Source organism: Streptomyces sp. NPDC059679 (genome assembly GCF_042734105.1).
In the GTDB taxonomy this organism is placed as follows: domain Bacteria; phylum Actinomycetota; class Actinomycetes; order Streptomycetales; family Streptomycetaceae; genus Streptomyces.
The window spans coordinates 105,814-127,610 of record NZ_JBHWES010000031.1 but is presented as its reverse complement, the minus strand read 5'-3'; the positions used below and the strand labels follow the sequence as shown (position 1 = coordinate 127,610).

The following is a 21,797-nucleotide window of genomic DNA, read 5'->3' as shown; positions in this document are numbered from 1 at the left end:
CGGCCAAGCGACGCAGATCACCGGCCGGTCGGCTACATAGGCCGGCCCTTCCCCGGGTAATCTCGGTCAAGACCCGATAAGTTACTGCTTAGTAATTCCGCTCTCGCAGGTTCGAGGAGCCCCCATGCAACTCGCCGCGATCATCGTGTCGCTGGTCCTCACCGCGGTCGGCGTTGCCCTGCTCGGCCGCGCCATCGCGCAGTTCGTGCGCTTCTTCAAACTCGGCGCGCCGGTGCCGGCGGGCGCCCGGACCGACAACCCCTATCAGCGCAGCGTGACGCTGGTGAAGGAGTTCCTGGCGCACACCCGGATGAACAAGTGGGGCATCGTCGGCATCGCCCACTGGTTCGTCGCGATCGGCTTCCTGACCCTGCCGCCGACCATCATCAACGCCTACGGCCAGCTCTTCCAGGCGGACTGGACGCTGCCGGTCCTCGGCGGCTTCCTCCCGTACGAGCTGTACGTCGAGTTCATCGGCACGATGACCACGCTCGGCATCGCGACCCTGATCGTGATCCGGCTGCTCAACCTGCCCAGCCGGGCCGGCCGCAAGTCGCGGTTCGCCGGCTCCACGGCCTGGCAGGCGTACTTCGTCGAGTACGTCATCCTCATCATCGGCCTGGCGATCATGGCGCTGCGCGGCACGGAGGGCGCGCTGCACCACGTCGACTCCTACGAGCCGGAGTACTTCGCCTCGTATCCGCTGGTGCTGCTCTTCAAGAGCCTCAGCGTCGGCACGGTGCAGAACCTGACCTACCTGTTCGCGATGATCAAGCTCGGCACCACGATGGTCTGGATGATCACGGTCTCCACGAACATCGACATGAGCGTCGCCTGGCACCGCTTCCTCGCCTTCCCCAACATCTGGTTCAAGCGCGAGTCGAGCGGGGACGTGGCGCTCGGCGCGCTGCAGCCGATGACCTCGGCCGGCAAGCCGATCGACTTCGAGGACCCGGGCGAGGACGACCAGTTCGGCGTCTCGCAGATCGAGCACTTCTCCTGGAAGGGCCTGCTCGACTTCTCCACCTGCACCGAATGCGGCCGCTGCCAGTCGCAGTGCCCCGCCTGGAACACCGGCAAGCCGCTCTCGCCCAAGCTGCTGATCATGGCGCTGCGCGACCACTCGCACGCCAAGGCGCCGTATCTGCTCGCGGGCGGCGGCAAGGACGCCGAGGGGGAGGAGAAGGCGTCCGAGGAACAGCTCTCCTCCGTGCCCGCCGCGGCGCTGGCCGAGGCCGAGCGGCCGATGATCGGCACGCTGGCGGAGAACGGCGTCATCGACCCGGATGTGCTGTGGTCCTGCACCACGTGCGGTGCCTGTGTCGAGCAGTGCCCGGTCGACATCGAGCACGTCGACCACATCGTGGACATGCGCCGCTACCAGGTGATGATCGAGTCCTCGTTCCCGTCCGAGGCGGGCACGATGCTCAAGAACCTGGAGAAGAAGGGCAACCCCTGGGGGCTCGCGAAGAAGCAGCGGCTGGCATGGACCAAGGAAGTCGAGTTCGAGGTGCCGGTCGTCGGCAAGGACGTCGAGGACCTGTCCGAGGTCGACTACCTCTACTGGGTCGGCTGCGCGGGCGCGCTTGAAGACCGTGCGAAGAAGACCACGAAGGCCTTCGCGGAGCTGCTGCACATCGCGGGCGTCAAGTTCGCGATCATGGGCGGCGACGAGGCGTGCACCGGTGACTCCGCCCGCCGCCTGGGCAACGAATTCCTCTTCCAGCAGCTCGGCCAGCAGAACGTCGAGATGCTGAACATGGCATTCGGGGAGTCCGCCGAAGGTGAAGAGGGGGCCGAGGGCGTCGTCGCCGAGAAGTCCAAGAAGAAGATCGTCGCGACCTGCCCGCACTGCTTCAACACCATCGCGAACGAGTACCCGCAGCTCGGCGGCCACTACGAGGTCATCCACCACACCCAGCTGCTGCAGCACCTCATCGACGAGGGCAAGCTGATCCCGGTCACCGCGGTCGAAGGGCTCATCACCTACCACGACCCCTGCTACCTGGGCCGGCACAACAAGGTCTACACCCCGCCGCGCGAGATCATCGCCAAGGTGCCTGGGCTGCGCAACGAGGAGATGCACCGCCACAAGGAGCGCGGCTTCTGCTGTGGCGCGGGTGGCGCCCGGATGTGGATGGAAGAGCGCATCGGCAAGCGCATCAACGACGAGCGCGTGGACGAGGCGCTGTCCCTCAACCCGGACATCGTCTCCACCGCCTGCCCGTTCTGCCTCGTCATGCTGACCGACTCCGTCAACGGCAAGAAGAACGATGGAAAGGCGAAGGAGTCGCTGCAGGTCGTGGACGTCGCGCAGCTGCTGCTCGACTCCGTCAAGACGCCTTCGGAGCCGGAGGACGACGGCGAGACGGCGGAGGAACCGGAGCCGGAGCCGGTGAAGTAGCAGACACCTCCGAACGCACCGACGGGCTTGATCCGACTGACCGGATCAAGCCCGTCGGGCGTTGGGGCCAAGCTGTCTCACGGGGTTGGACAGACCGCCCTACCCTCGCCGCTTACCGCGCTCCGGCAGCGTCTGCTCCGTCCAGATGACTTTGCCCTCCGCCGTGTATCTCGTCCCCCACCGGTCGGCGAAGCGCGAGACGAGGAACAGCCCGCGCCCGCCCTCGTCCTCCGTCGCCGCGTACCGCAGATGCGGCGAGGTGCTGCTGGTGTCGGACACCTCGCAGATCAGGCTGCGGTCGCACAGCAGCCGCACCCGGATCGGCCCGGTCGCGTACCGGATCGCGTTGGTGATCAGCTCGCTGAGGATGAGCTCGGTGGTGAACGCGACATCGCCCAGGTCCCACTCGGCCAGCCGCGCCGCCACCGCGGCGCGCACCGCGGAGACCAGGGCCGGTTCGGACGGCACCTCCCAGTCCGCGATCCGCTCCGGCTCCAGCACCCGCGTACAGGCGACGATCAGCGCGATGTCGTCGCCGGGGGTGTCGGGCAGCATCTCGGCGAGCACCGCCGTACAGGTGTCCTCCGGTGTCCGCCCGGCGTGGGAGAGGGACGCGCGCAGCAGTTCCAGGCCCTCCTCGATGTCCCGGTCGCGCTTCTCGACCAGGCCGTCGGTGTAGAGCACGAGATGGCTGCCCTCGGGCAGTTGCAGCTCCACCGTCTCGAAGGGCAGGGTGCCCAGGCCCAGCGGCGGCCCGGCGGGCACCTCCGGGAACTCCACGGAGCCGTCGGGGGCGACCACCGCGGGCGGCGGATGTCCGGCGCGGGCCATCGTGCAGCGCCGGGAGACCGGGTCGTAGATCGCGTACAGACAGGTGGCGCCGATGATCACACCGCCGCCGTCCAGGCTCTCCGAGGTCTCGTCCTGGTCGATCCGGGCGATCAGATCGTCCAGGTGGGAAAGGATCTCGTCGGGCGGCAGATCGAGGGTGGAGAAGTTGTGCACGGCGGTGCGCAGCCGCCCCATCGTGGCCGCGGCATGCAGCCCGTGCCCGACCACATCGCCCACCACCAGCGCCACCCGGGCCCCCGGCAGCGGAATCACATCGAACCAGTCGCCACCCACCCCCGACTCCGCCGGCAGATAGCGATACGCCACATCCAGCGCGCTCTGCTCGGGCAGCACCTGCGGCAGCAGGCTGCGCTGCAGCGTCACGGCCATCGTGTGCTCGCGCGTATAGCGCCGCGCGTTGTCGATGGACACCGCGGCCCGGGCGACCAGCTCCTCCGCGAGCGAGACGTCGTCCTCCTCGAAGGGCTCGGGTTTCTCCGAGCGCATGAACGTGGCGATGCCCAGGATCACGCCCCGGGCCCGCAGCGGGACCGCGATCATGGAGTGGATGCCGCGGTCGACGATCGCCCGCGCCCGCTCCGGATCGTGCTCATGCCACCCGGCGAAGTCGGGGAGCACCGCCTCCACCGTCGTCTCACCGCTGGCGTAGCCCTTGGCCTGGGGCGTGGCCGGGCCGTAACGGATCATTCCGCCCAGCGGATAGAGCGGTACGTCCTCGCGGATGCCGCTGAGGGCGGTGCGGCGCAGCGAGGTGCGCGCCGTGGAGCCGCTGCCCGTCGCCGCGCCGTTCGGCTCCTCGCCACGCAGCACCGGGTCCACCAGGTCCACCGCCACATAGTCGGCGAACCGTTCCACCGCGTACTCGGTCAGCTCCTGGGCCGTACGCACCACATCCAGCGTGGTGCCGATCCGCAGACCGGCGTCGTACAGCAACTTCAGCCGCTTGCGCGCCAGATCGACCTTGCCGGACAGCGTGCGCAGCTCGGTGGTGTCCCGGAGGGTCGCCACACTGCCGGGCGGCCCGCCGTTGCGGTCGGTCGGCCGGTGGCTGACGGTCAGCAGCCGCTCCCCCGCCTTGTGCACCTCGTCGGTGGCGGCGCGGCCCGACACCAGCAGCTGGGCCGTGCTCTCGTCGAAGCCGAGGTCGGCGACGGGGCGCCCCTCGGCGTCCGGCGGCAGGTCGAACAGCCGGCGCGCCTCGTCGTTGGCCAGCATCAGCCGCCGGTCGCCGTCGACGATCAGCACGCCCTCCCGTACGGCGTGCAGCACCGCGTCATGGTGCTCGTACATCCGGGTCATCTCGCCCGGGTCCAGGCCGTGGGTCTGCCGCCGCAGCCGCCTGCTGACCAGCGCCGTACCGCCCATGGCCAGGGTGAGGGCGGCGGCGACACCGCCGAGGAGGATCGGCAGCTGCCGGTCGACCGCGCCGCTCACCTTCTTCACGGTGATCCCGGCGGCGACCAGCCCGACGACCTTGCCCCGGCTGTCGGTGACGGGCACCACGGCCCGTACGGAGGGGCCGAGCGTGCCCGTGGACGTCTCCGTGACGGTGCCGCCCTCCGCGGCCTCGCGGTAGCTCCCGCGGAAGTGGTGGCCGATCTCGCTCGCGGTGGGGTGGGTGTAGCGAATCCCGTCCGTCGTCAGGACGACGATGAAGTCGACGCCGGCCCTGTTGCGGGCGCGCTCGGCGCGCGGCTGCAGGATCGCGGTCGGGTCGGGGGAGCGCAGCGCCTCGACCATGCCCGGGGCGCTGGCGAAGGCCTCGGCGACGGCCAGCGAGCGGCGGCGGGCCTCCAGGTCGGTGTCGTGCCTGGACTGCAGCACGAGGGCCGCCGCGGCGGCGACGGCGAGCAGCAGTACGACCGCCACCTGTAGGAAGAACACCTGGCTCGCGACCGTACGGGTGAGGCGGAGCACGCCGCGCAGCACGGCGCGCCGCACGGACCGGGCGGGCTTGGTCGGGCGGGTCGGCCGGGTGGAGGGGGCGGGGGCGGGGGCAGGCCGAGTGACGCGATCGGCGGGCTCGCGGGTCTCCGGGGCACGGCTTTGTGGGGCACGGCTGTGTGGGGCACGAACTCCCGAGGGACGGCCGCTCGAAGCACGGCCGCCCGGTTCATCGCTTCCCAGGTCTCGGCGGTCTCGGCCGTCGGGCTCCGGGGGCGGCTCGGGGCCGCCGTCGGGCGACGGTAACGGCTGCGGAATCGCTTCGCCACGGTGCTCGCCGACCTCGGCCTCGGCCCCGGCCTCAGGTTCCATGCACGGCCCGGCCTCAGCCTCCGCGCGCGGCCCGACCCCATCCCCTGCCTCGGCCCCAGCCCCGCCCTCGGCCTCCGCGCGCGGGCGTGCGCGGCGCCCGCGCTGCCGACGGTCGGTCAGCGCGCGGGCCAGCGGCACCCGGGACAGGCCGAAGGATCCGGCCATGTCACCGTCACCGCTTCTGTCGCTCTCGTCCTCCGGCGGGCGAGCGGCATCCGCCGCGGCCGGCCGACCACTTGTATCCGACATCTGACTACGCTCCACCCACCCCCCTCCCCCGCGTCCTTTTCACCCGCTCAAAAACCACCCGCATGCCGTGCAGTACGACCATGGCCGCCCCCGCCTCAACCGCTCCGAACATGACTCGATCCTGACCGCGAATTGGCCCTTCTCACAACAACGTTGCGGATCTCTACAGGATCATGCCCCAAACCTCCGCACAGGAATGTCCTGAACAGCCCTTCCGCACCAAAAGTCATCTCTACAGCCAACCAGATCTTCCGAAACTGAAACGCACGGAAGATACCGATATGCGCCCCCTGTCCCACCGACACAGAGAGCGCTTCGGCTCCACTCCCCTCACCCCGGAACAACGACAACTGACTCGCGCTCCCTGCCAGTTCGCCTTCACAACACCCCCGCACCACGGACGCGCAACCCTCCGAACGCCCCACGAGTCACACCCGCCAGGAGTTCCCGGCTCCGCATAAGGCCGACCCCGGGAGGCCGTAACGTACGCGCTCCCCCGTGCGCCCCGTACGCCTCGCGCGCCCCCTCGGCGGCGCCGTCCCGAGAAGCAACAGCCGCACACGTACCGACACCGCACCCCCGAGGAGCCCGCCCATGCACCCCCGCAGCCGAAGGACCCCGACCGCCCGCCGCCGCCCCGGGGCGCTGGCCTGCGCCGCGGTGACTCTGGCGGCGCTGCTCACCGCATGCGGCAGCTCCGGCGGTTCCGCCGACGACGGCCCCAAGGACCTCAAGGGCCCCAAGGACTCCAAGGGCCAGGAGGAAGACGAGCGGACGGCGGCGCCCGGTGGCTCCCGCTCCGGCGCCCCGGTCATCACCCCCACCGCGACCGCGCCCATCCCCCGGGGCAAGGGCAGCAAGTTGCCTGACGACCTCAACGGCGACGGCTACCCCGAACTCGCGCTCCCGCTCGTCGGGAGCAAGGAGGAGACCCAGCCCACCCGGCTCGGCCCCCAATTACCCTCGGTTCGCCGCCGGGCGCTCGGGTCCGGTGTCGACGCTCCTCGACACTGCGCTCGCTCGTTCCTCGCTCCCTTGGTCTCATCGCTTTCGACACCGGCGCGCCCTTTGGCTCACTCGGGACGTCCACGGCTCGTCCCGCGGCGCCAACCCCGCCACCCGCACCGTGCTCACCCTCGATGACCTCGGCCTGCCCGCCCCCGGCGCGGACGTGCCGTCCGCGGACACGACCAGAATCGCCACGGCCGACCTCGACGGCGACGGCTTCGCCGACCTGGTCACCCCGGTCAACGAGCGGCTCAGCGAGGCCGAGGCCGACCGCGTCCACACCACCGTACGGACCGTCCCGTACATCACCTGGGGCAGCGCCGACGGCCCGCGGCGCTGCGCCACCGCCACCCGCGCCCGGCTGGCCGGCCCCGACGACAGCGTGGACCTGCGACGGCCGACGGTGGGCGACTTCGACGGGGACGGCCACCACGACCTGGCGACGGTGCGCGCGGACCGCAAGTCCTTCCTCCTCCTCTACGGGCCGTTCGGCCGGGACGGCAGGGCCGCCAGGACGGTGCCGTACCAGAGCCCGCTCGACAGCGGCGGCGACATCAGCGAGCTGTTCGCGGACACCATCGACGGCGACCGGCCCACCGACCTGGTGGTGCACGCCATGAACGACGACGACCAGTCCGCCTCCGTACTCCTGACCGCGGGCCCGGACGGCCTCGCCCGCACCGGCCGCACCCTGCGCAAGGGCAACGCGATCGCCTTCGGCGACTTCGACGGGGACGGCCTGCGGGACGTGGCGGTCGGCGACAGCGGCACCCGTAACGACGAGCCGGGCTACGAGACGGAGGCGCCGGATGTCGACCACACGCTGACCGTCTACACGAAGAAGACCCCCACGGACGCGCCCATCAAGATCGCGAACATGACGGGCGGCCTGGCCGCCGCCGACACCGACGGGAACGGCACCGACGAGCTGGCCGTGGCGCTCGATACGGGCGGCGTCGAGCTCATCACCGTCCAGCCGGACTCCCCGGGCGACATCGCGCGCCGCCACACCCTCACCCGTACCGCCCCCGCCCGCGTGGACGGCGAGAAGATCCGGAAGGCCCGGCGCGCCGCCCGGCTCTACGGCGCCCGCGACTTCGACCGGGACGGCAAGGACGAGGTCGTCCTCGCCTGGGGCCGCGAGGCGGTCTTCGCCCTGTACGGTGACCGGCCGGAGTGGTGGTGGATCAACGACGGCACGGCCGACAAGACCGCGTTCAACGCCAAGCCCTTCACCACGGACACCGACTGACGGTCACCCACTGCCGGTCACCGACCGACCGGCAAACCCCCGCCCACCCCGGGGGAAAACCCCTCAGGGTCCCCCTAAGGGATGTCACAGGTCGGCCGCAATGCCGGACCTGTTCTGAGAGGTCCGGCACCCCAGTCGCTACGACCGGGTACGTTCGAATCGTGGCTGGATTCAGGATCGGACGCGGACGGGACTCCCGGTCCGCGCAACAAGGGCAGCAGCAACCACCGCAGCAGCAGCCGTACGGCCGGCAGCCGCCGCCGCACGGCGGGCAGCCGCCGCAGTGGCAGCAGCCCTCCTCACACGGAGAGCCGGAGTACTTCGGCGGCCAGGACCCGCACTACGGCCCGCAGCAGGGCCATGGCCCGGGCCCGGGCCATGGCCAGGGCGGCGGCTCGTACAGCAACAACAATCCTGGCCATACGCAGCAGTTCAGCGTCGGTGAGGCGCCCGACGCCTACGACCCGTACGACCCGTACGGCCAGGACCCCGGCTACGGCCCCGGCCCTGGCTCGTACGACGACGGCTACGGCAACACCTACCGCGCCGGCGCCTCCACCGCCCCGCCGGCCGGCCCCCGGCTGCCCTGGAAGCAGCTGCTGAGCGGCATCGTGCTGCGCCCGTCCGCCACCTTCTGGCAGATGCGCGACTACGCGATGTGGGGCCCGGCCCTGATCGTGACGTTCGTCTACGGCCTGCTCGTGGTCTTCGGCTTCGACCAGGCCCGCGAGGACGTGCTGAACGCCTCGATGGGCAACAGCATCCCGTGGATCCTCGTCACCGGCGCCACCGTCGTGATCAGCGGCCTGATCCTGGGCGCGGTCACCCACACCCTGGCCCGCCAGCTGGGCGGCGACGGCTCGTACGCCCCGACGATCGGCCTGTCGATGCTGATCATGTCCATCACGGACGCACCACGGCTGGTGTTCGCGCTGTTCCTGGGCGGGGACAGCCCGACGGTGCAGGTGCTGGGGTGGGCGACCTGGCTGGCGGCGGGCGCGCTGTTCACGTCGATGGTGAGCAAGTCGCACGACCTGCCGTGGCAGAAGGCGCTGGGGGCGTCGGCGATCCAGCTGATCGCGCTGCTGTCGCTGCTGAAGCTGGGCACCCTGTAAGAAACGCGCAGAGGGGCCCCGCAGGGCCCCTCACCCGACTCCCTTGGGGCGGGGGTCAGGCGTCCAGAACCTGCCCCTCCCGCCGTACGACGGGCGGCTCGACGCTCCAGGGGAAGTTGATCCAGTCCTCGGTGCGCTTCCAGACGTACTCGCACTTCACCAGCGACTGCGACTTCTCGTAGATCACCGCGCTGCGCACCTCGGCGACCGTGCCGACGCAGAAGTCGCGGACGAGCTTGAGCGTCTTGCCGGTGTCGGCGACATCGTCCGCGATCAGGACCTTCTTCTCGGAGAAGTCGATCGCGTTGGGCACGGGCGCGAGCATCACCGGCATATCGAGGGTGGTCCCGACGCCGGTATAGAACTCCACATTCACCAGATGGATGTTCTTGCAGTCCAGCGCGTACGCCAGCCCACCCGCGACAAACACTCCGCCGCGCGCTATGGACAGCACGATGTCCGGCTCGTACCCGTCATCCGCGATCGTCTGCGCCAGCTCCCGCACCGCCGTGCCGAAGCGCTCGTACGTCAGGTTCTCCCGCTGCCCACTCACCGGCTCACACCTTCGTCCGGTGGAAATTCTGATACGAACGCGACGGCGTCGGCCCGCGCTGCCCCTGGTAGCGGGAGCCGTAACGCTCCGACCCGTACGGATGCTCGGCCGGCGAGGTCAGCCGGAACATACACAGCTGCCCGATCTTCATCCCCGGCCACAGCTTGATCGGCAACGTGGCCACATTCGACAACTCCAGGGTCACATGCCCCGAAAACCCGGGGTCGATGAACCCGGCCGTGGAGTGCGTCAGCAACCCCAGCCGCCCGAGACTCGACTTCCCCTCCAGCCGCGAGGCGATGTCGTCCGGCAGCGAGATCACCTCGTACGTCGAGGCGAGCACGAACTCCCCGGGGTGCAGGATGAACGCGTCATCGCCCTCCGGCTCCACCAGCCGCGTCAGATCCGGCTGCTCCACCGCCGGGTCGATATGCGGATAACGGTGGTTCTCGAACACCCGGAAGAAGCGGTCCAACCGCACATCGATGCTCGACGGCTGCACCATCACCGGATCGAACGGATCGATCCGTACCCGTCCGGCGTCGATCTCGGTCCGGATGTCCTTGTCTGAGAGAAGCACGGAACGAGGATACGCAACCAAACCCATGACCTGGGCCCGGCCCATCCGGGCCGGGCCCCCGCCGCAATGATCAGACCCCGACGGCCATCAGACCGCAGCGGCCCCTACCGCTTCTACCGCTTCCCACCGGCCACCGGCACCGCCTGCCGCAACCGCGCACAACGCGGACAGCGCAGCAGCCGACCGGGGCCGATCCGGTCGACGGTGAGGTGCTGCATCGGGAACGAAGCGGTGCTGAACACATGCCCTTCGGCACAACGGACGACGGTGCGCTCCATTGAGTCCCTTCCCCATAAACAACGTGGACGACAAAAGCCACATTAGGGGATCAACCACCCACCACTCCACGCGGCACTCCGCCCCCACGGTACGCCCCAACTCCCCCACCCTTATAGCGGCTTCCCACCCGCTCCGCCCCTGCCTCAAGCCCCCGTCAAACCCTCCCGAAGAACACGAAAACCCCACGGCAAATGCGCCGGGGGTCGGGCATGGGGTACAGTGTGCGACGATGCGACACCGACGGATGGTATCTCTCGCGGGTGTAGTTTAATGGTAGAACATGAGCTTCCCAAGCTCAGAGCGCGGGTTCGATTCCCGTCACCCGCTCCACGACGAAGGCCCAGGTCAGCGACCCGGGCCTTGTTTGTTGTCTAGACCCCTTAGGGGTCGCCATGTCCTCCGCGTGCCCCAACTCGCCCGGAAGCGTCTTCATAGAGGGACACCGACTCGCCACTTGAGGCATTTGAGCGCCGAACGTCTCGAATGGCGAAACAAATCTTTTGTGACCCGGGTCACCAACTGAACAAGCTCGATGGGTCCACAACCACGGGCGGGCGGTCTTGAGGTGGGCGAAGCTGCGTTCGACAGGGGCGCGTCCGGTGCCGAGGACTCGGTTGGCGGTCTTCTGGCCGGGGGTGAGCTTGTGAGCGCGGATGGCTGTGAAGCGCATGATGATCACGGGGAGGGTGCATGGTTGTCCAGGCCACGGAAGCCGAGATCCGCCAGCGCGCCGAGACCGGTGGCACGCAGGTGTGCCAGGACGTGGTCGTAGCGGGCGGCGGTGATGTCGTGGGTGCGTCCGGGCCGTGCGGCGGATATTCAGATCAGCCGGCCTCTCTCGTCGGTCAGGGCGAGGAAGTGCAGGCCGTGACTGCGGTGTTTGCCGGAGTAGTTCCGCCGGTCGACCTTTCCGGTGCGGCGCTGGGTGGGGGTGAGGGTGCCGTCGATCAGGACCACTTCTCCGCCCTGCTTGGCGACCTTCTTCAGGGCGCGGTCCAGGCGCGGGGTCTGGGCGGCGAGCAGGGTGATCAGCTCGTCCCGCCAACGGCGGACGGGACCTCGGCGTCGTCGCCGACTCCTGGCGCCTGTACCTGGTGTCCCTCTCCACCGGCCGGCTCATCGAGCCCTCGGTCATGAACGCCGTGGAACTCAGCAGCGCCACCCACCCACTCGCCCGCTTCGTCAGCGAACTGCACCGCTCCCACACCGCCATCCTCACCCTCTTCGCCTGGGGCGCCGCGGCCCGGCTGCCGTTCCTTCCCGAAATCCGCGTCGGCCGCACCATCCTGTCCGCCGCCTGCTGGCGGCTGAGCGCACACGACCTCAGCGACGAAGAACGAAACTGGATATTCCACTTCACGGACTGGCGCATCCGCTACGGCGTGCCCCGCACCGTGTACGTCGGCAGCAGCGATCAACGGCTCCGCCTGGACCTCGACATCCCTACCCACCAGCAGCTCCTGCGTGCCGAACTGGATCGCCACGAAACCGTGGTGCTGCATGAAGCGCCTGGGTACCGACGGGCAAGGGCAAACCGCGCGCCAAAGAGGCACGTTCAGTCGTCATGGTCCCGATGCCGACGGCATTCCGGAACAGTTCATAGCCGGACGTTGATCAGGGGAGTGGAGCCGGTGCCTTACCGGGCGTCAGCGGACGGCGGCTGCGCGGCCTATGGTTGCGGCAGATGAGGCATCAGGACGTGCTGCGGCGTTCCTGGCCTGCCTGCGGACCTTCCTCGGCGATCGAGCGGGTTCGGCCGGTGCCGGTGTCGATGAGGATCTGCTTGGCCTGCGTGACGTTGTCGACACGGACGGCCCGGGCCATCGCGGCGCGTGCCGCGTCGGGCGTCGCGTGCGGCGGGACCACCAGCAGGGAGAAGAGATCTCGATCGCCTCGGGTGATGAGGATGGTGTCGTCACCCACCGGGAACGAGTCGATGTGCACGATACGGTCGTCGATGATCATTCGTGTCGGCAGTTCTTCCCAGGCGCTGGAGTCCAGGCCGACGCGCATGACGGGCCCGAGGTGCTCGGTCAGCGCGGTGACCAGGGCGGGAAGCTCGGCGCGTAGGTCGCGGGAACGCGGCCACCAAGCACCGTCGAGAATGCCCTCACGGGTATGTGTCGTCGCCAACCGCAGCAGGGCTGTTCCAGGTTTCACAGCACGGTGGATGGCGTCCGGCAGAAGATTCATTTGTCGCGGGGTCTCGGCGTCGGACATGGTCTGCTCACCCTCTGCGGGGTTCGGTGGACCGCCGGTTTCACCGTACTCCGAGCCCACGCCCAGGCTCACCCACGCCCTGCGAACACAGACCCGGGTTCCTGACGAAGTCGCTGATCACACGGGCTCGGCGGCCCAACGCCCGGAGTACAGTGAAAAGACCGGGAGTACTTCGCACGCCTGCTTCCACGCGGGTGTCGTTCTCGGCGAGCAACAACACCGGGACGTTGAAGATACGCCCGGGGACAGGTCCGCGCCATGACCGTGACCATCGACCGTACGACCGACCATGAGCGCGCGCCCTCACCACCCCGCCTGTCCCTGACTCCGGTGAGCCCGGTTCCAGGTCTTCTGGACGGTGCGTGGTGGCCTCGCTCCCGGGATCTCCTCCGTGAGCTGCCCGCCCTGACGGACGTGCTGGACGCACGCTGGGGCCGTATCACTCGCGTGTCCGTGAACCCGGCCCATTGGCCCGTGATCCCGCGCGAGGTGCCTGTGACCGGGCACACGGTGCACGTGGCCTGGTTCACTGACGAGCAGGACCCGCACAAGTTGATTCTGCTCTCCTACACCGCAGGCCGCTGGGACCTTCTGGTGATCCCGCCGGAGACGAGTGCGGCCGCCGCCGCCCGGCTGATGGCCGCCGCAGCCACCCCCGGCAGCCTCCTCACCGCCAGCGGTCTGATGGCGAACGAAACCGCCGCCCGTGACGCCCGGGAGGCGCGCACCCGGGAGGAGGAGTGGGAGACCGATGGCGGGCCCGCCCCTATGGCGGCCGGCAGCCGAACCCGACCGGACTCCTGAGCTCCGCCGAAGGGAGGTGAGGACGTGGAGACCGTCTTCAGCGGGTCCGTGATCACTGCCATGACCGTCAGAGGAGTGCGGCCGATCCATCTGCTCAATGACCGGCACAACGAGCGGATGGCAGCATTCCATTACACGGAGCCGGAAGAGCCGACAGCCGGCAAGCCCGCCGGATCACCCGTCGTCACCGCCTCATCCCGAACACCGCGACGGGGCCGCGAAAGATGCATGACCTTCTCCTGGCCGGGGCCGGTGGGTGCGAAGCGTGGCCCCACGCCCACCGCGACGTCTTCCTGATGAACGAGGTCACCATGCAGCCACCCGAATCACCCTCGACAGGGCGCGCCGAGGTGCGTATCGTCTCCGCGTCCCCCGAGGCCGCCCGTCAGGTCGCCGAGGTACTCCGTCATTGCTTCGCCGCGACCGAACAGCGCAGCTACCCTGCCGGCGCCGAAGGCGGAACCCGGCTCCATCTCACCGTGGACACCACGCACACGGCAAAGCCGACGCGGTCCTGGCTGGTAGCAAGTCAGTCCTCCGGACAAGACCGCACGCAGACGGATGAAGTCTGAAGCGATGCCCCTCAACGGGTGCGGGCAGGGCACCGACGCCCCGTGTCCAGGGACTCCTCGTCGGTGCCCTGCGCCTGTGGAACGGCAGCCATGGCAACCCTGCAGGAGCGGAAGAACTACCGCGAAGCGATCATGAAGGCTCTGTACGAGGCCACGGAAGGCAATCGCCTCCTTGGCGTCACCGGGGCGAAGCTGCGCGACGAGCTCCAGGTCCCTGAGCAGGATCTGGCGGCCGCCTGCGCATATCTGGCGGGCGAGGGGCTCATCACAGTCGACTGGGCACGAGGAAACACACCCGCGATGGCCACACTGACGCACCAAGGGATCCGGCTGATGGAGGGCGAAGAGGAGGAACGTGGCTGACGCGGCGCGGGGCGTTTGCGCCCAGGCGCCGCATTACCCAAAGAGTCCGTGATGCCGGAAAAGCGCCCCAGGCATAGCGTGGTGAGTGGGTCGGTGCACTCTCACGTGCAACCGACCCGAAAGGGCGGCCCCGGTGTGTTTACGCCGGGGCCGTTGTGTCGCCGTCGGCGCGACGGCAGGGACCAGGGCAATATCCACCAGTGGCGCGACCACGACGCTGCGTCCCAAAGAGGCACAGGGTCGGCGCGCGTGGTCCTCGCTCTGCCTGCGCCTCGACGGTGCGAGCACCTCTACAGGCCAAGGAACAGGACACGGTACCGACGGCTGTGCAGCTCACGGCGATCTTCCGCGGCGATCTTCAGAGGGTGCGTCGCTGGGCTGATGCGGTAACCACGGAAAGACGCCTCCGGCGGGGCGCGCACATTGCTCTTCGACCGCCTCAGGCACCGGTCGTGCTCCGGCGACCTGGCGGCAGGTGTCGCAGACCGTCATATGCGCGATGCTGGGGTGGAGGAGGCAGCAGGACCAAAATGCGGCGAACAGCACTGAGGCTCGCCTCTGTGTGAGGGCGCTCCGGCGAAACGAGGCCGCCATGACGGAAGGTGAACGGGACTTCCGTAAAGTCACCGTGGACCGGTCAGAGGGATTCGGCGAGCGGCTGCTGGGCGTGCTGCTGGACCGGGCTCATGAGATGCCACCCCAGCTGATCGCCCCGCTGGTCGCGGAGGAAGTGGGCAGGATCGGCGGACGGGACGTCTCGATCCTCCTTCAGGACTACGACCAGCTGATGCTGGCTCCCCTGCCGGGCATGAGACTCGTGGCCGGGGAGCCCGAGCGGATCGACGATTCTCAGGCGGGCAGGGCTTTTCTCAGCACGGCGATGGTGGAACAGCCGCAGGCCGAGGGCGTACGGGTGTTCCTGCCGCTGCTGGACGGCAGCGACGTGGTGGGGGTGCTGGCCGTCACCCTGAGCACCGTCGATGACGACGACCGGCGGTTGCTGCGGCGCCTGGCCGGCCTGGTCGCCGACATGCTGGTCACCAAGAACAGCTATACCGATCAGTTCTTCCAGGCCCGGCGCCGTGAGCCGATGAGCCTGGCCGCAGAGATCCAATGGTCACTGCTGCCCCCGCTGACCATGGTCACCCCGCAGGTCGCGGTGGCCGGAATCCTCGAGCCCGCCTACGACGTCGCGGGGGACAGCTTCGACTACGCCCTGAACGACAACATCCTGCACGTGGCTGTCATCGATGCCATGGGTCACGGGCTGGACGCCGCCGTGCTGGCCACCGTCGCCATCGGCGCCTACCGGCACGCCAGACGCGCCGACGTCGGCCTCGCCGACCTGTACATGTTCATGGACACGGCCATCGACAAGCAGTTCGGGCCCGACCACTTCGTCACGGCGCAGATGATGCGCCTGGATATCCGAACCGGCCACCTGCAATGGGTCAACGCCGGGCACCCGGCGCCCCTGTTGATCCGCAATTACCGCGTCGTCCAGGCCCTGGAGAGCCCGGGCACCCTGCCCGTCGGATTCGGCGGCGCCATCCCGCAGATCAGCGACCAGGCGCTGTCCCGCGGCGACCGGATCCTCTTCTTCACCGACGGTCTCATCGAGGAGCACCGCACCGGCGAAGAGCAGTTCGGCGAGGAGCGACTGCTCGACTTCGTGGACCGCGCGGGGTGCGCGGGCGAAGGCGTACAGGAAATGGTGCGCGGCCTGTCCCACACCCTGATGCGAGAACGCGGCGGGGTCACCACTGACGACGCGACGCTCTTCCTGGTCGAGTGGTGCGGGGGCACCGCCGACCATCTCGTCACGGTGTAAGCATGACCAGCAGGTTCCCCCCTGGCTCCGCGGGCGGGGCCCGGCCGCCCGACGCCACGCCGCCCCTACAGGGGCTCATCACGGCCTCGCCCCACCTCACCGCACCCGCCCCGACGCTGCGTCAACCCCCAGCGTTGGTCTCAGCGGCTACCGGAGCGTTCGCCGCTGGGCACCCAGGCGCGGAGACAGCCACGGCGGCTGGACGCGGCGCTCGGGTTTGCCGCTGCAAGGCCGCCTCGGGCCGGGTGGGCTTGTAGGCGATGCATCCCGCTGAACCGACGGAAATCAAGAACCTTCTGCGCATCCGCTGGCCTCGTGCCTTATCCATGCCCTTCGCAGCAGTCAGCAGCGGTCAAAAACGGTGCGATCAAGCCCCCGCGCACACGCCCTTTGGGCCACGTTTTCCCTGGTCAGCCGCACCACAGCCGCGGAGAGTGTCATTGATTCCCAAGCTCAGAGCGCGGGTTCGATTCCCGTCACCCGCTCCACGACGAAGGCCCAGGTCAGCGACCCGGGCCTTGTTTGTTGTCTAGACCTCTCTATGCCTCCCGTGCCCGCTGCATGCCCGTGATGTCTCTCGGAGTCGGTCAGCGTCTCGGTACGCGGGCGCGGAGCCCCTTCTCAGGCGACGGTGTACTCGGTCTCAGGCGACGGTGTACTCGGCATCCCCGAAGTCCGCGACTACGCGCAGCCGACCTCCGAGTGCTTCGACATAGGAGCGGATGGTGGCCAGCTCGGCACGGTCCAGTTCGCCGTGCTCGATCGCCGAGACCCGAGGAGCCGAGACGCCCATGGATGCGGCAACTTGGCGCTGGGTCAGCGCCTGCTCGCGCCGGACCTCTGCGAGCTTGTGAGCGCGCACCTCGGCAGTCAGCCGGTCCATCGCCGCCTGCTTTTCCTCCGCCGATCGCACCGGCAGCCCGGCAGTCTCGCGCCGCTCACGCGCCCTGCGCTTGGCCTCCTCCCAGCTGACCGTGCTCATTCATACTCCCTGGTTTCAAGATCGGCCAGATGCGCCTGGTAGCGCTTCTCGGCGATCGGGATGTTGGTCTCGTACCAGCCCTGCCAGTTTCCAGCTTTGTCGCCGGCCACCAGAAGCACCGCCCGCCGCACCGGATCGAACGCGAAGAGGATCCGGATCTCACTGGTACCTGACGACCCTGGCCTCAGCTCCTTCAAGTGATGATTCTCGGCACCCTTGATCCGGTCGACCAGCGGACGACCAAGCGTCGGACCAGTCGCCGCCAGCATGTCGACGGCATCTTCTACCTGCTCGGCACTGTCCCAGTCTGCTTCGGCCAGCGTCTCGAACCACGCCGCGACCTCCGCGACCAGGATCACTTCCCATTGAGCCACGGCATCGATGTTAATGCAAGCGTTAACTCGCCCAGGGCCGGGCCGCCTCGCGCACGCTCACATGAGTACCGTGCCAGATACGTGCCAGAACGAGCGGTGAACCACGGTCAACACGGGCAACCATCAGCCGCGCTCAAGGTCACCCTTGCACTCGTTTCCGCTGGTCAACACCGTGGCCTGTCTCCATCACCCCGTGATTCCCAAGCTCAGAGCGCGGGTTCGATTCCCGTCACCCGCTCCACGACGAAGGCCCAGGTCAGCGACCCGGGCCTGGTTATTTTGTCTAGACTTTCTCCAGGGCATTTTCCAAGCGCCGCGCACCGGATCCGCACCAGATGCCGCCACGGCGGCCTTCTGCCGGTCGGCACGCACCCGGGCATCGATCCCGGAGGTCATGCCGATGCCTTGAGACACCTCCCATTCCTATGACTGAGCGAGCACACCGCCGAGCGCGCACCAGCTCAGAGGCCCCTTCCAGTGATGGAAGGGGCGCCTTGCGTTGCCTGGTTGGCGGCGGTGGTTGACGGCAACCGCCGACGCTTCGATCAGACGGCGACCAGGGCAACAGACGCCTCCGGCCGCACCGACATCGGCACCTTCCTCCATACGACGACGTCGGCTCCCAAGACCACAACCAAGTCTTGGGAGCCGATGCCACGCACGGGCCCGAATGAACAGCGTTCGACACCGGCTCCGGGCCCCTCAAGCTACGTACGGTGTCGTCCGCTACGCGCAGTCGTGCGCACTGCTGGTGCTGGAGCCGATCACCACATCCGCACCGGCCGGCGTGGTCAGGTGAACGGCGTTGACCGTCAAGCCCTGGTCCGCGTCGGTCACCGGGATCTGTTCGTTGACCACGAGCTTGCCCGCGATACCGAGGTCGACCTCGAATCCCGGCGTGTCCGGGATGCTGACCGGCTTACCGGCGACGGTCAGTTCCAGGCTGACGCTGCCCTTCGCCGAGGAGCAGCTGCTCGACGACTCCGACGTGACCCCGGAGACTCCGATGACCGGCAGTCCGGGAAGTCCGATGGACACATCGGCCACGGTGGCGGTCGCCGTGGCGCTGCTCGGGCCGGCCGAGGTGACGACCTTGGCGCAGAGCGCGTCGGCGTTCAGGACGACCGCGCTGACGCCCTGCGCGCACGGGGGAGACTTTGTCTCCGCCTCCGCCGTCCGTACGGTCCCGGTGTCCGGGGTCGGGTCGATGCCCACGGGAAGGAGCGGGAGCGGCACCTTCGCGGTAAGGCCGTAGGACCGGCCTTCCACGTGCTGGAGCTTCAGCTTCTCGGTGTCCTCGGATTTCTTGTACTCGTCGTCGCCCGCGAAGGCCGCGGCGAGCGACACGGTGGCGTCGTCCGTGAGGGCCTGGTCGGCCACCTTGACGGTGCAGGTCGCCGTGCCCTTGGCGTCCGTCTTCCCGTCGCAGGTCTGGGCCGTGTCACCGGAACCGAGTTCGAAGGTCACCTCGCGGCCCTCGACCGGCTCGTCGGAATCCTCCGTCTTCAGCACGGCCGAGAACTCGGCGTCCGAGCCGTTGGAAATGCTTTTGTCGCCGGTGTAGGCAAGGGTGGTGGCCTCGGGCTCGGGGTCCGGGCCGGGGCCCGGGTCGCCGTCGCAGTTCTTGCTGGCGACGTTGCGCCAGGTCTTGCCGATGCCGCCGTACTCGACTCCGTCGAACCAGGCGTTGACCCGCTCGGAACCGACTTCACCCCAGGTGGCCCGGCCGTCGTTGTCGGCGTCGATGGCCATCTCGAAGTGCAGGTGGGGATGGCCGTTCGACGTCTCTCCCGTCTTTCCGACGCGTCCGATCTCCTGCCCCTGCTTGACCGTGTCGCCCTCCTTCACCGAGCGCGACTGAAGGTGGATGTAGGTGGTGAAGTAGCCGTTGCCGTGGTCTATCTGGATCATGTTGCCGGCGTTCTCGTGCTCGAAGGACTGGTTGACGACCCCGTCCGCCGGCGCGATGAGCAGCGCCCCCTCGGTCCCCACCTGATCGGGCTCACGCACCAGGTCAAGGGCAGGAGCGTGGTCATCGGCGTAGGAGTTGATCTGCCACTCCTGGCCGCAGGTGAACGGCAGTTGGAAGTCGATGGGCGGCTCCGCCGCCGACGCGGTCGGCATGCTCAGCGCACATGCCGCCAAGGCCCCTCCCAGCACCATGGCTATGCGGCTCTTCACTGCATTTCCTCCCCGTTGCGATGCGCTATTTGATGTAGTCGTGGCTATTGGAGAGGTGGCGACACCGCATTCACCAGGGGATTGCATCCTGCTGCAAACGGAATCTTTGCCTCAATATGCTCCCGCCCGCCCCGGGCCAGTTCCCCGCCCAGCCGCGTCGCGACATGCAGCACCACGCCGCCCTGCCGCATGCTGGTGGCCAGGCCCGCCTGCCGCAGCGCCGCCGCATGCCTGCTGGCGCTCGCCACGGACACCCCGATACGCAGCGCCAGTTCGCTGGTGGAGCAGGGGTGGGACAACGCCCGCATCGCCAACGCGCGTGTGCGCCCAAGGACCGTGGCGAGGCCGTCCGCCTCCGCTCCAGTGGACGCGGCGGGGCGCGGACCCGGATCCCCGTCGGGGACCGGATAGACAAGTACCGGCGGCAGCTCGGGGTCGATGAGTGTCACCGGCGTCGCGCAGAAGAAGGACGGGATGAGCGTGATGCCACGGCCTCTGAGGTGCAGGTCCCGGTCGACCGGATAGTCGACGGTGAGCACGGGCCACGCCCACCGGACCGACGGCGACAGGACTCCGAGCAGCTTCCCGACCCCGCCGTCCAGGACGCGCCGCCCGCACGCGGCGCGCTCCGCGAACACGGTCTCGTCCAGCTCGGGCAGGCAAGGGCGCAGCAGTTCGCGGTGGTACACGGCGAGTGCGCTCACCAGCTCCCGCCGCCGCTCACGGTCACCATCCGCCAACTGACGTACCCACAAGGGTCGTTCACGAGCCCGGAACACCGTCGCGAGATCATTGGCAAACAGTCGGCGACCGGCACCGCCGATCAGTCCGAGCGCGTCGGCGAAGTCCAACTGCCCCGGCGGCGTAAGGAAGTCGGGAAATTCGCCACGCGGCGGCACGAGCGTCGTCAGCTGGTGCAGTACACCCCGCAGATCGCGCGTGCGCAGCCGGTCGCGTACGTGTCTGAGCCAGGGTCTACAGCGGGCGGCGGGCCGCGGCAGCTGGAGCCGGTGGAGGCTGATCGTCAGCTCCCACATGATGTCCGGGCGCGCCGCGACCGTCGTACGCGCCAAATCCTCTGCCGTGAAGTGAATACGCAGCGCCATGCCGTCCCCCGACCATGGTTACGCGAGTGAGGCTGTCACCGTAAGTGGCGCCGATAAACGACCGATGGACGCGAACCAGACACGGATCCCACACGGGGAGGGCTTGGGGGACGCCCCCGGAGAACTCGGGCAGACTTGCGTCGGGTATGCGAAGGGCCTCGGGACCAGTACGGGACGATGTTGGTCAATTCGAGGTCCTGCGTGACGTCGGCCTTCAAGACCCGGTCCTGGTCTGGAGGACCTCACCCGGCCCGCCCGGCTGCGCGGGCCGCGTTGCCGTAGGAAGTCTGGTGATCCGGGTCCGGGAGGAGCTGGGGCCGCTGTTCACAGACCCAGGCGGTCCCCACACCATCTCCGGCACGCTGGACAAGACACTGTCGGAGATCTTCATGCCCGACTACGGAAGACGCCTGGAACAGGCACGGCAACGGCTCCTCGATGACAACGGGGACCAAGACGGGGTCGGCTCCGCGGCCGAATGAGCACCAAGGCGAGCACCCCCCCTGCCCGTGCCCAATGCGTGCCCGATAAGGCGGCGAACCACGGTCGACCAGGGTCTTCTACGAGCCTGGCCACGCCTGGATGAGCCGCTCATTTTCGCAGGTCAAAGTAGGTTCCAGAGGCGTGAGTCCCAGTGATTCCCAAGCTCAGAGCGCGGGTTCGATTCCCCTCACCCGCTCCACGACGAAGGCCCAGGTCAACGACCCGGGCCTTGTTTTTTGTCCAGACCTCTCCGTGCCACGCGTGCCCGTTGCGTGCCAGACCAGGCGCCGAGCATGCCGACCGGTCCCCTCGCGTCGGCGGTCACTCTCCGTA

The 21,797-nt window shown here is 68.7% G+C and carries 20 protein-coding genes and 1 tRNA gene; 11 read left to right on the top strand and 10 right to left on the bottom strand.

The annotated features are described in order from the left end of the window. Positions 1-124: 124 nt before the first annotated feature. Entirely contained in the window at positions 125-2,404 is a 2,280-nt protein-coding gene (locus tag ACFV2X_RS29795; RefSeq protein ID WP_385622185.1) for a (Fe-S)-binding protein, read from the top strand. Between the two features lie 99 nt (positions 2,405-2,503). On the opposite strand, the gene ACFV2X_RS29790 is transcribed toward ACFV2X_RS29795, so the two are convergent. Beyond that, the gene (locus tag ACFV2X_RS29790; protein ID WP_385622182.1) at positions 2,504-5,677 is read right to left on the bottom strand and encodes a SpoIIE family protein phosphatase; all 3,174 of its coding nucleotides are present in this window, start codon (positions 5,675-5,677) and stop codon (positions 2,504-2,506) included. Positions 5,678-6,355: 678 nt separating this feature from the next. Here ACFV2X_RS29790 and ACFV2X_RS29785 point away from each other — a divergent pair. The 3 genes from ACFV2X_RS29785 (at position 6,356) to ACFV2X_RS29775 (ending at position 9,136) form a co-directional block, all read left to right on the top strand. After that, positions 6,356-6,904 (top strand): hypothetical protein, encoded by a 549-nt coding sequence (locus tag ACFV2X_RS29785; RefSeq protein WP_385622180.1) that lies wholly within the window; start codon positions 6,356-6,358, stop codon positions 6,902-6,904. Next, positions 6,888-8,021 carry a VCBS repeat-containing protein gene (locus ACFV2X_RS29780; protein ID WP_385622177.1) on the top strand — a complete coding sequence of 378 codons (1,134 nt, stop codon included), beginning with the start codon at positions 6,888-6,890 and terminating at the stop codon, positions 8,019-8,021. Before ACFV2X_RS29785 ends, ACFV2X_RS29780 begins: the two co-directional genes overlap by 17 nt. Before the next feature lie 158 nt (positions 8,022-8,179). Next, on the top strand, positions 8,180-9,136 hold the full coding sequence (locus ACFV2X_RS29775) for a Yip1 family protein (RefSeq protein WP_385622218.1): 957 nt from the start codon (positions 8,180-8,182) through the stop codon (positions 9,134-9,136). Positions 9,137-9,191: 55 nt separating this feature from the next. Here the strand turns inward: ACFV2X_RS29775 and ACFV2X_RS29770 are convergent, their stop codons facing one another. The 3 genes from ACFV2X_RS29770 to ACFV2X_RS29760 all read right to left on the bottom strand — a co-directional run bounded on the left by ACFV2X_RS29770 (position 9,192) and on the right by ACFV2X_RS29760 (position 10,547). Next, positions 9,192-9,689, bottom strand: a complete 498-nt coding sequence (locus ACFV2X_RS29770; RefSeq protein WP_385622174.1) for a phosphoribosyltransferase — start codon at positions 9,687-9,689, stop codon at positions 9,192-9,194. A gap of 4 nt (positions 9,690-9,693) precedes the next feature. After that, positions 9,694-10,269: a dCTP deaminase gene (gene dcd, locus ACFV2X_RS29765; RefSeq protein ID WP_385622171.1), complete on the bottom strand. Its 576-nt coding sequence runs from the start codon at positions 10,267-10,269 to the stop codon at positions 9,694-9,696. 113 nt (positions 10,270-10,382) lie between these two features. Further along, complete coding sequence (locus tag ACFV2X_RS29760; protein WP_014178225.1) at positions 10,383-10,547, bottom strand: hypothetical protein; 165 nt, start codon at positions 10,545-10,547, stop codon at positions 10,383-10,385. Between the two features lie 257 nt (positions 10,548-10,804). Here ACFV2X_RS29760 and ACFV2X_RS29755 point away from each other — a divergent pair. Beyond that, a tRNA-Gly gene (locus ACFV2X_RS29755) sits at positions 10,805-10,878 on the top strand. A 489-nt stretch (positions 10,879-11,367) separates the two neighbouring features. On the opposite strand, the gene ACFV2X_RS29750 is transcribed toward ACFV2X_RS29755, so the two are convergent. After that, positions 11,368-11,505, bottom strand: a complete 138-nt coding sequence (locus ACFV2X_RS29750) for a hypothetical protein (protein ID WP_385622168.1) — start codon at positions 11,503-11,505, stop codon at positions 11,368-11,370. Between the two features lie 137 nt (positions 11,506-11,642). Here ACFV2X_RS29750 and ACFV2X_RS29745 point away from each other — a divergent pair, with 137 nt between their 5' ends. Next, positions 11,643-12,236, top strand: coding sequence for a lantibiotic dehydratase (locus ACFV2X_RS29745; protein WP_385622165.1), 594 nt, complete (start codon positions 11,643-11,645; stop codon positions 12,234-12,236). Between the two features lie 4 nt (positions 12,237-12,240). Here the strand turns inward: ACFV2X_RS29745 and ACFV2X_RS29740 are convergent, their stop codons facing one another. Further along, positions 12,241-12,768, bottom strand: a complete 528-nt coding sequence (locus tag ACFV2X_RS29740; RefSeq protein ID WP_385622163.1) for a DUF5994 family protein — start codon at positions 12,766-12,768, stop codon at positions 12,241-12,243. A gap of 258 nt (positions 12,769-13,026) precedes the next feature. On the opposite strand from ACFV2X_RS29740, the gene ACFV2X_RS29735 reads away from it, so the two are divergent. The 4 genes from ACFV2X_RS29735 to ACFV2X_RS29720 all read left to right on the top strand — a co-directional run bounded on the left by ACFV2X_RS29735 (position 13,027) and on the right by ACFV2X_RS29720 (position 16,338). Beyond that, on the top strand, positions 13,027-13,572 hold the full coding sequence (locus tag ACFV2X_RS29735; RefSeq protein WP_385622161.1) for a DUF5994 family protein: 546 nt from the start codon (positions 13,027-13,029) through the stop codon (positions 13,570-13,572). Between the two features lie 311 nt (positions 13,573-13,883). Continuing rightward, the gene (locus tag ACFV2X_RS29730) at positions 13,884-14,144 is read left to right on the top strand and encodes a hypothetical protein (RefSeq protein WP_385622216.1); all 261 of its coding nucleotides are present in this window, start codon (positions 13,884-13,886) and stop codon (positions 14,142-14,144) included. A gap of 90 nt (positions 14,145-14,234) precedes the next feature. Next, positions 14,235-14,507, top strand: a complete 273-nt coding sequence (locus ACFV2X_RS29725; protein WP_385622159.1) for a hypothetical protein — start codon at positions 14,235-14,237, stop codon at positions 14,505-14,507. Positions 14,508-15,099: 592 nt separating this feature from the next. After that, positions 15,100-16,338, top strand: a complete 1,239-nt coding sequence (locus tag ACFV2X_RS29720) for a PP2C family protein-serine/threonine phosphatase (RefSeq protein WP_385622157.1) — start codon at positions 15,100-15,102, stop codon at positions 16,336-16,338. Between the two features lie 643 nt (positions 16,339-16,981). Here ACFV2X_RS29720 and ACFV2X_RS29715 read toward each other — a convergent pair. The 4 genes from ACFV2X_RS29715 to ACFV2X_RS29700 form a co-directional block, all read right to left on the bottom strand. Further along, a complete protein-coding gene (locus tag ACFV2X_RS29715; protein ID WP_014178220.1) occupies positions 16,982-17,320 on the bottom strand; it encodes an XRE family transcriptional regulator in 339 nt (112 codons plus the stop codon). Beyond that, on the bottom strand, positions 17,317-17,703 hold the full coding sequence (locus ACFV2X_RS29710; protein WP_385622214.1) for a type II toxin-antitoxin system RelE/ParE family toxin: 387 nt from the start codon (positions 17,701-17,703) through the stop codon (positions 17,317-17,319). The genes ACFV2X_RS29715 and ACFV2X_RS29710 overlap by 4 nt, the downstream gene beginning before the upstream one ends. A 717-nt stretch (positions 17,704-18,420) precedes the next feature. Then, the gene (locus tag ACFV2X_RS29705; protein WP_385622154.1) at positions 18,421-19,875 is read right to left on the bottom strand and encodes a choice-of-anchor P family protein; all 1,455 of its coding nucleotides are present in this window, start codon (positions 19,873-19,875) and stop codon (positions 18,421-18,423) included. 44 nt (positions 19,876-19,919) lie between these two features. Next, on the bottom strand, positions 19,920-20,981 hold the full coding sequence (locus tag ACFV2X_RS29700; protein WP_385622152.1) for a winged helix-turn-helix domain-containing protein: 1,062 nt from the start codon (positions 20,979-20,981) through the stop codon (positions 19,920-19,922). Between the two features lie 290 nt (positions 20,982-21,271). Here ACFV2X_RS29700 and ACFV2X_RS29695 point away from each other — a divergent pair, with 290 nt between their 5' ends. After that, entirely contained in the window at positions 21,272-21,463 is a 192-nt protein-coding gene (locus ACFV2X_RS29695) for a hypothetical protein (protein ID WP_385622149.1), read from the top strand. Positions 21,464-21,797 lie beyond the last annotated feature (334 nt).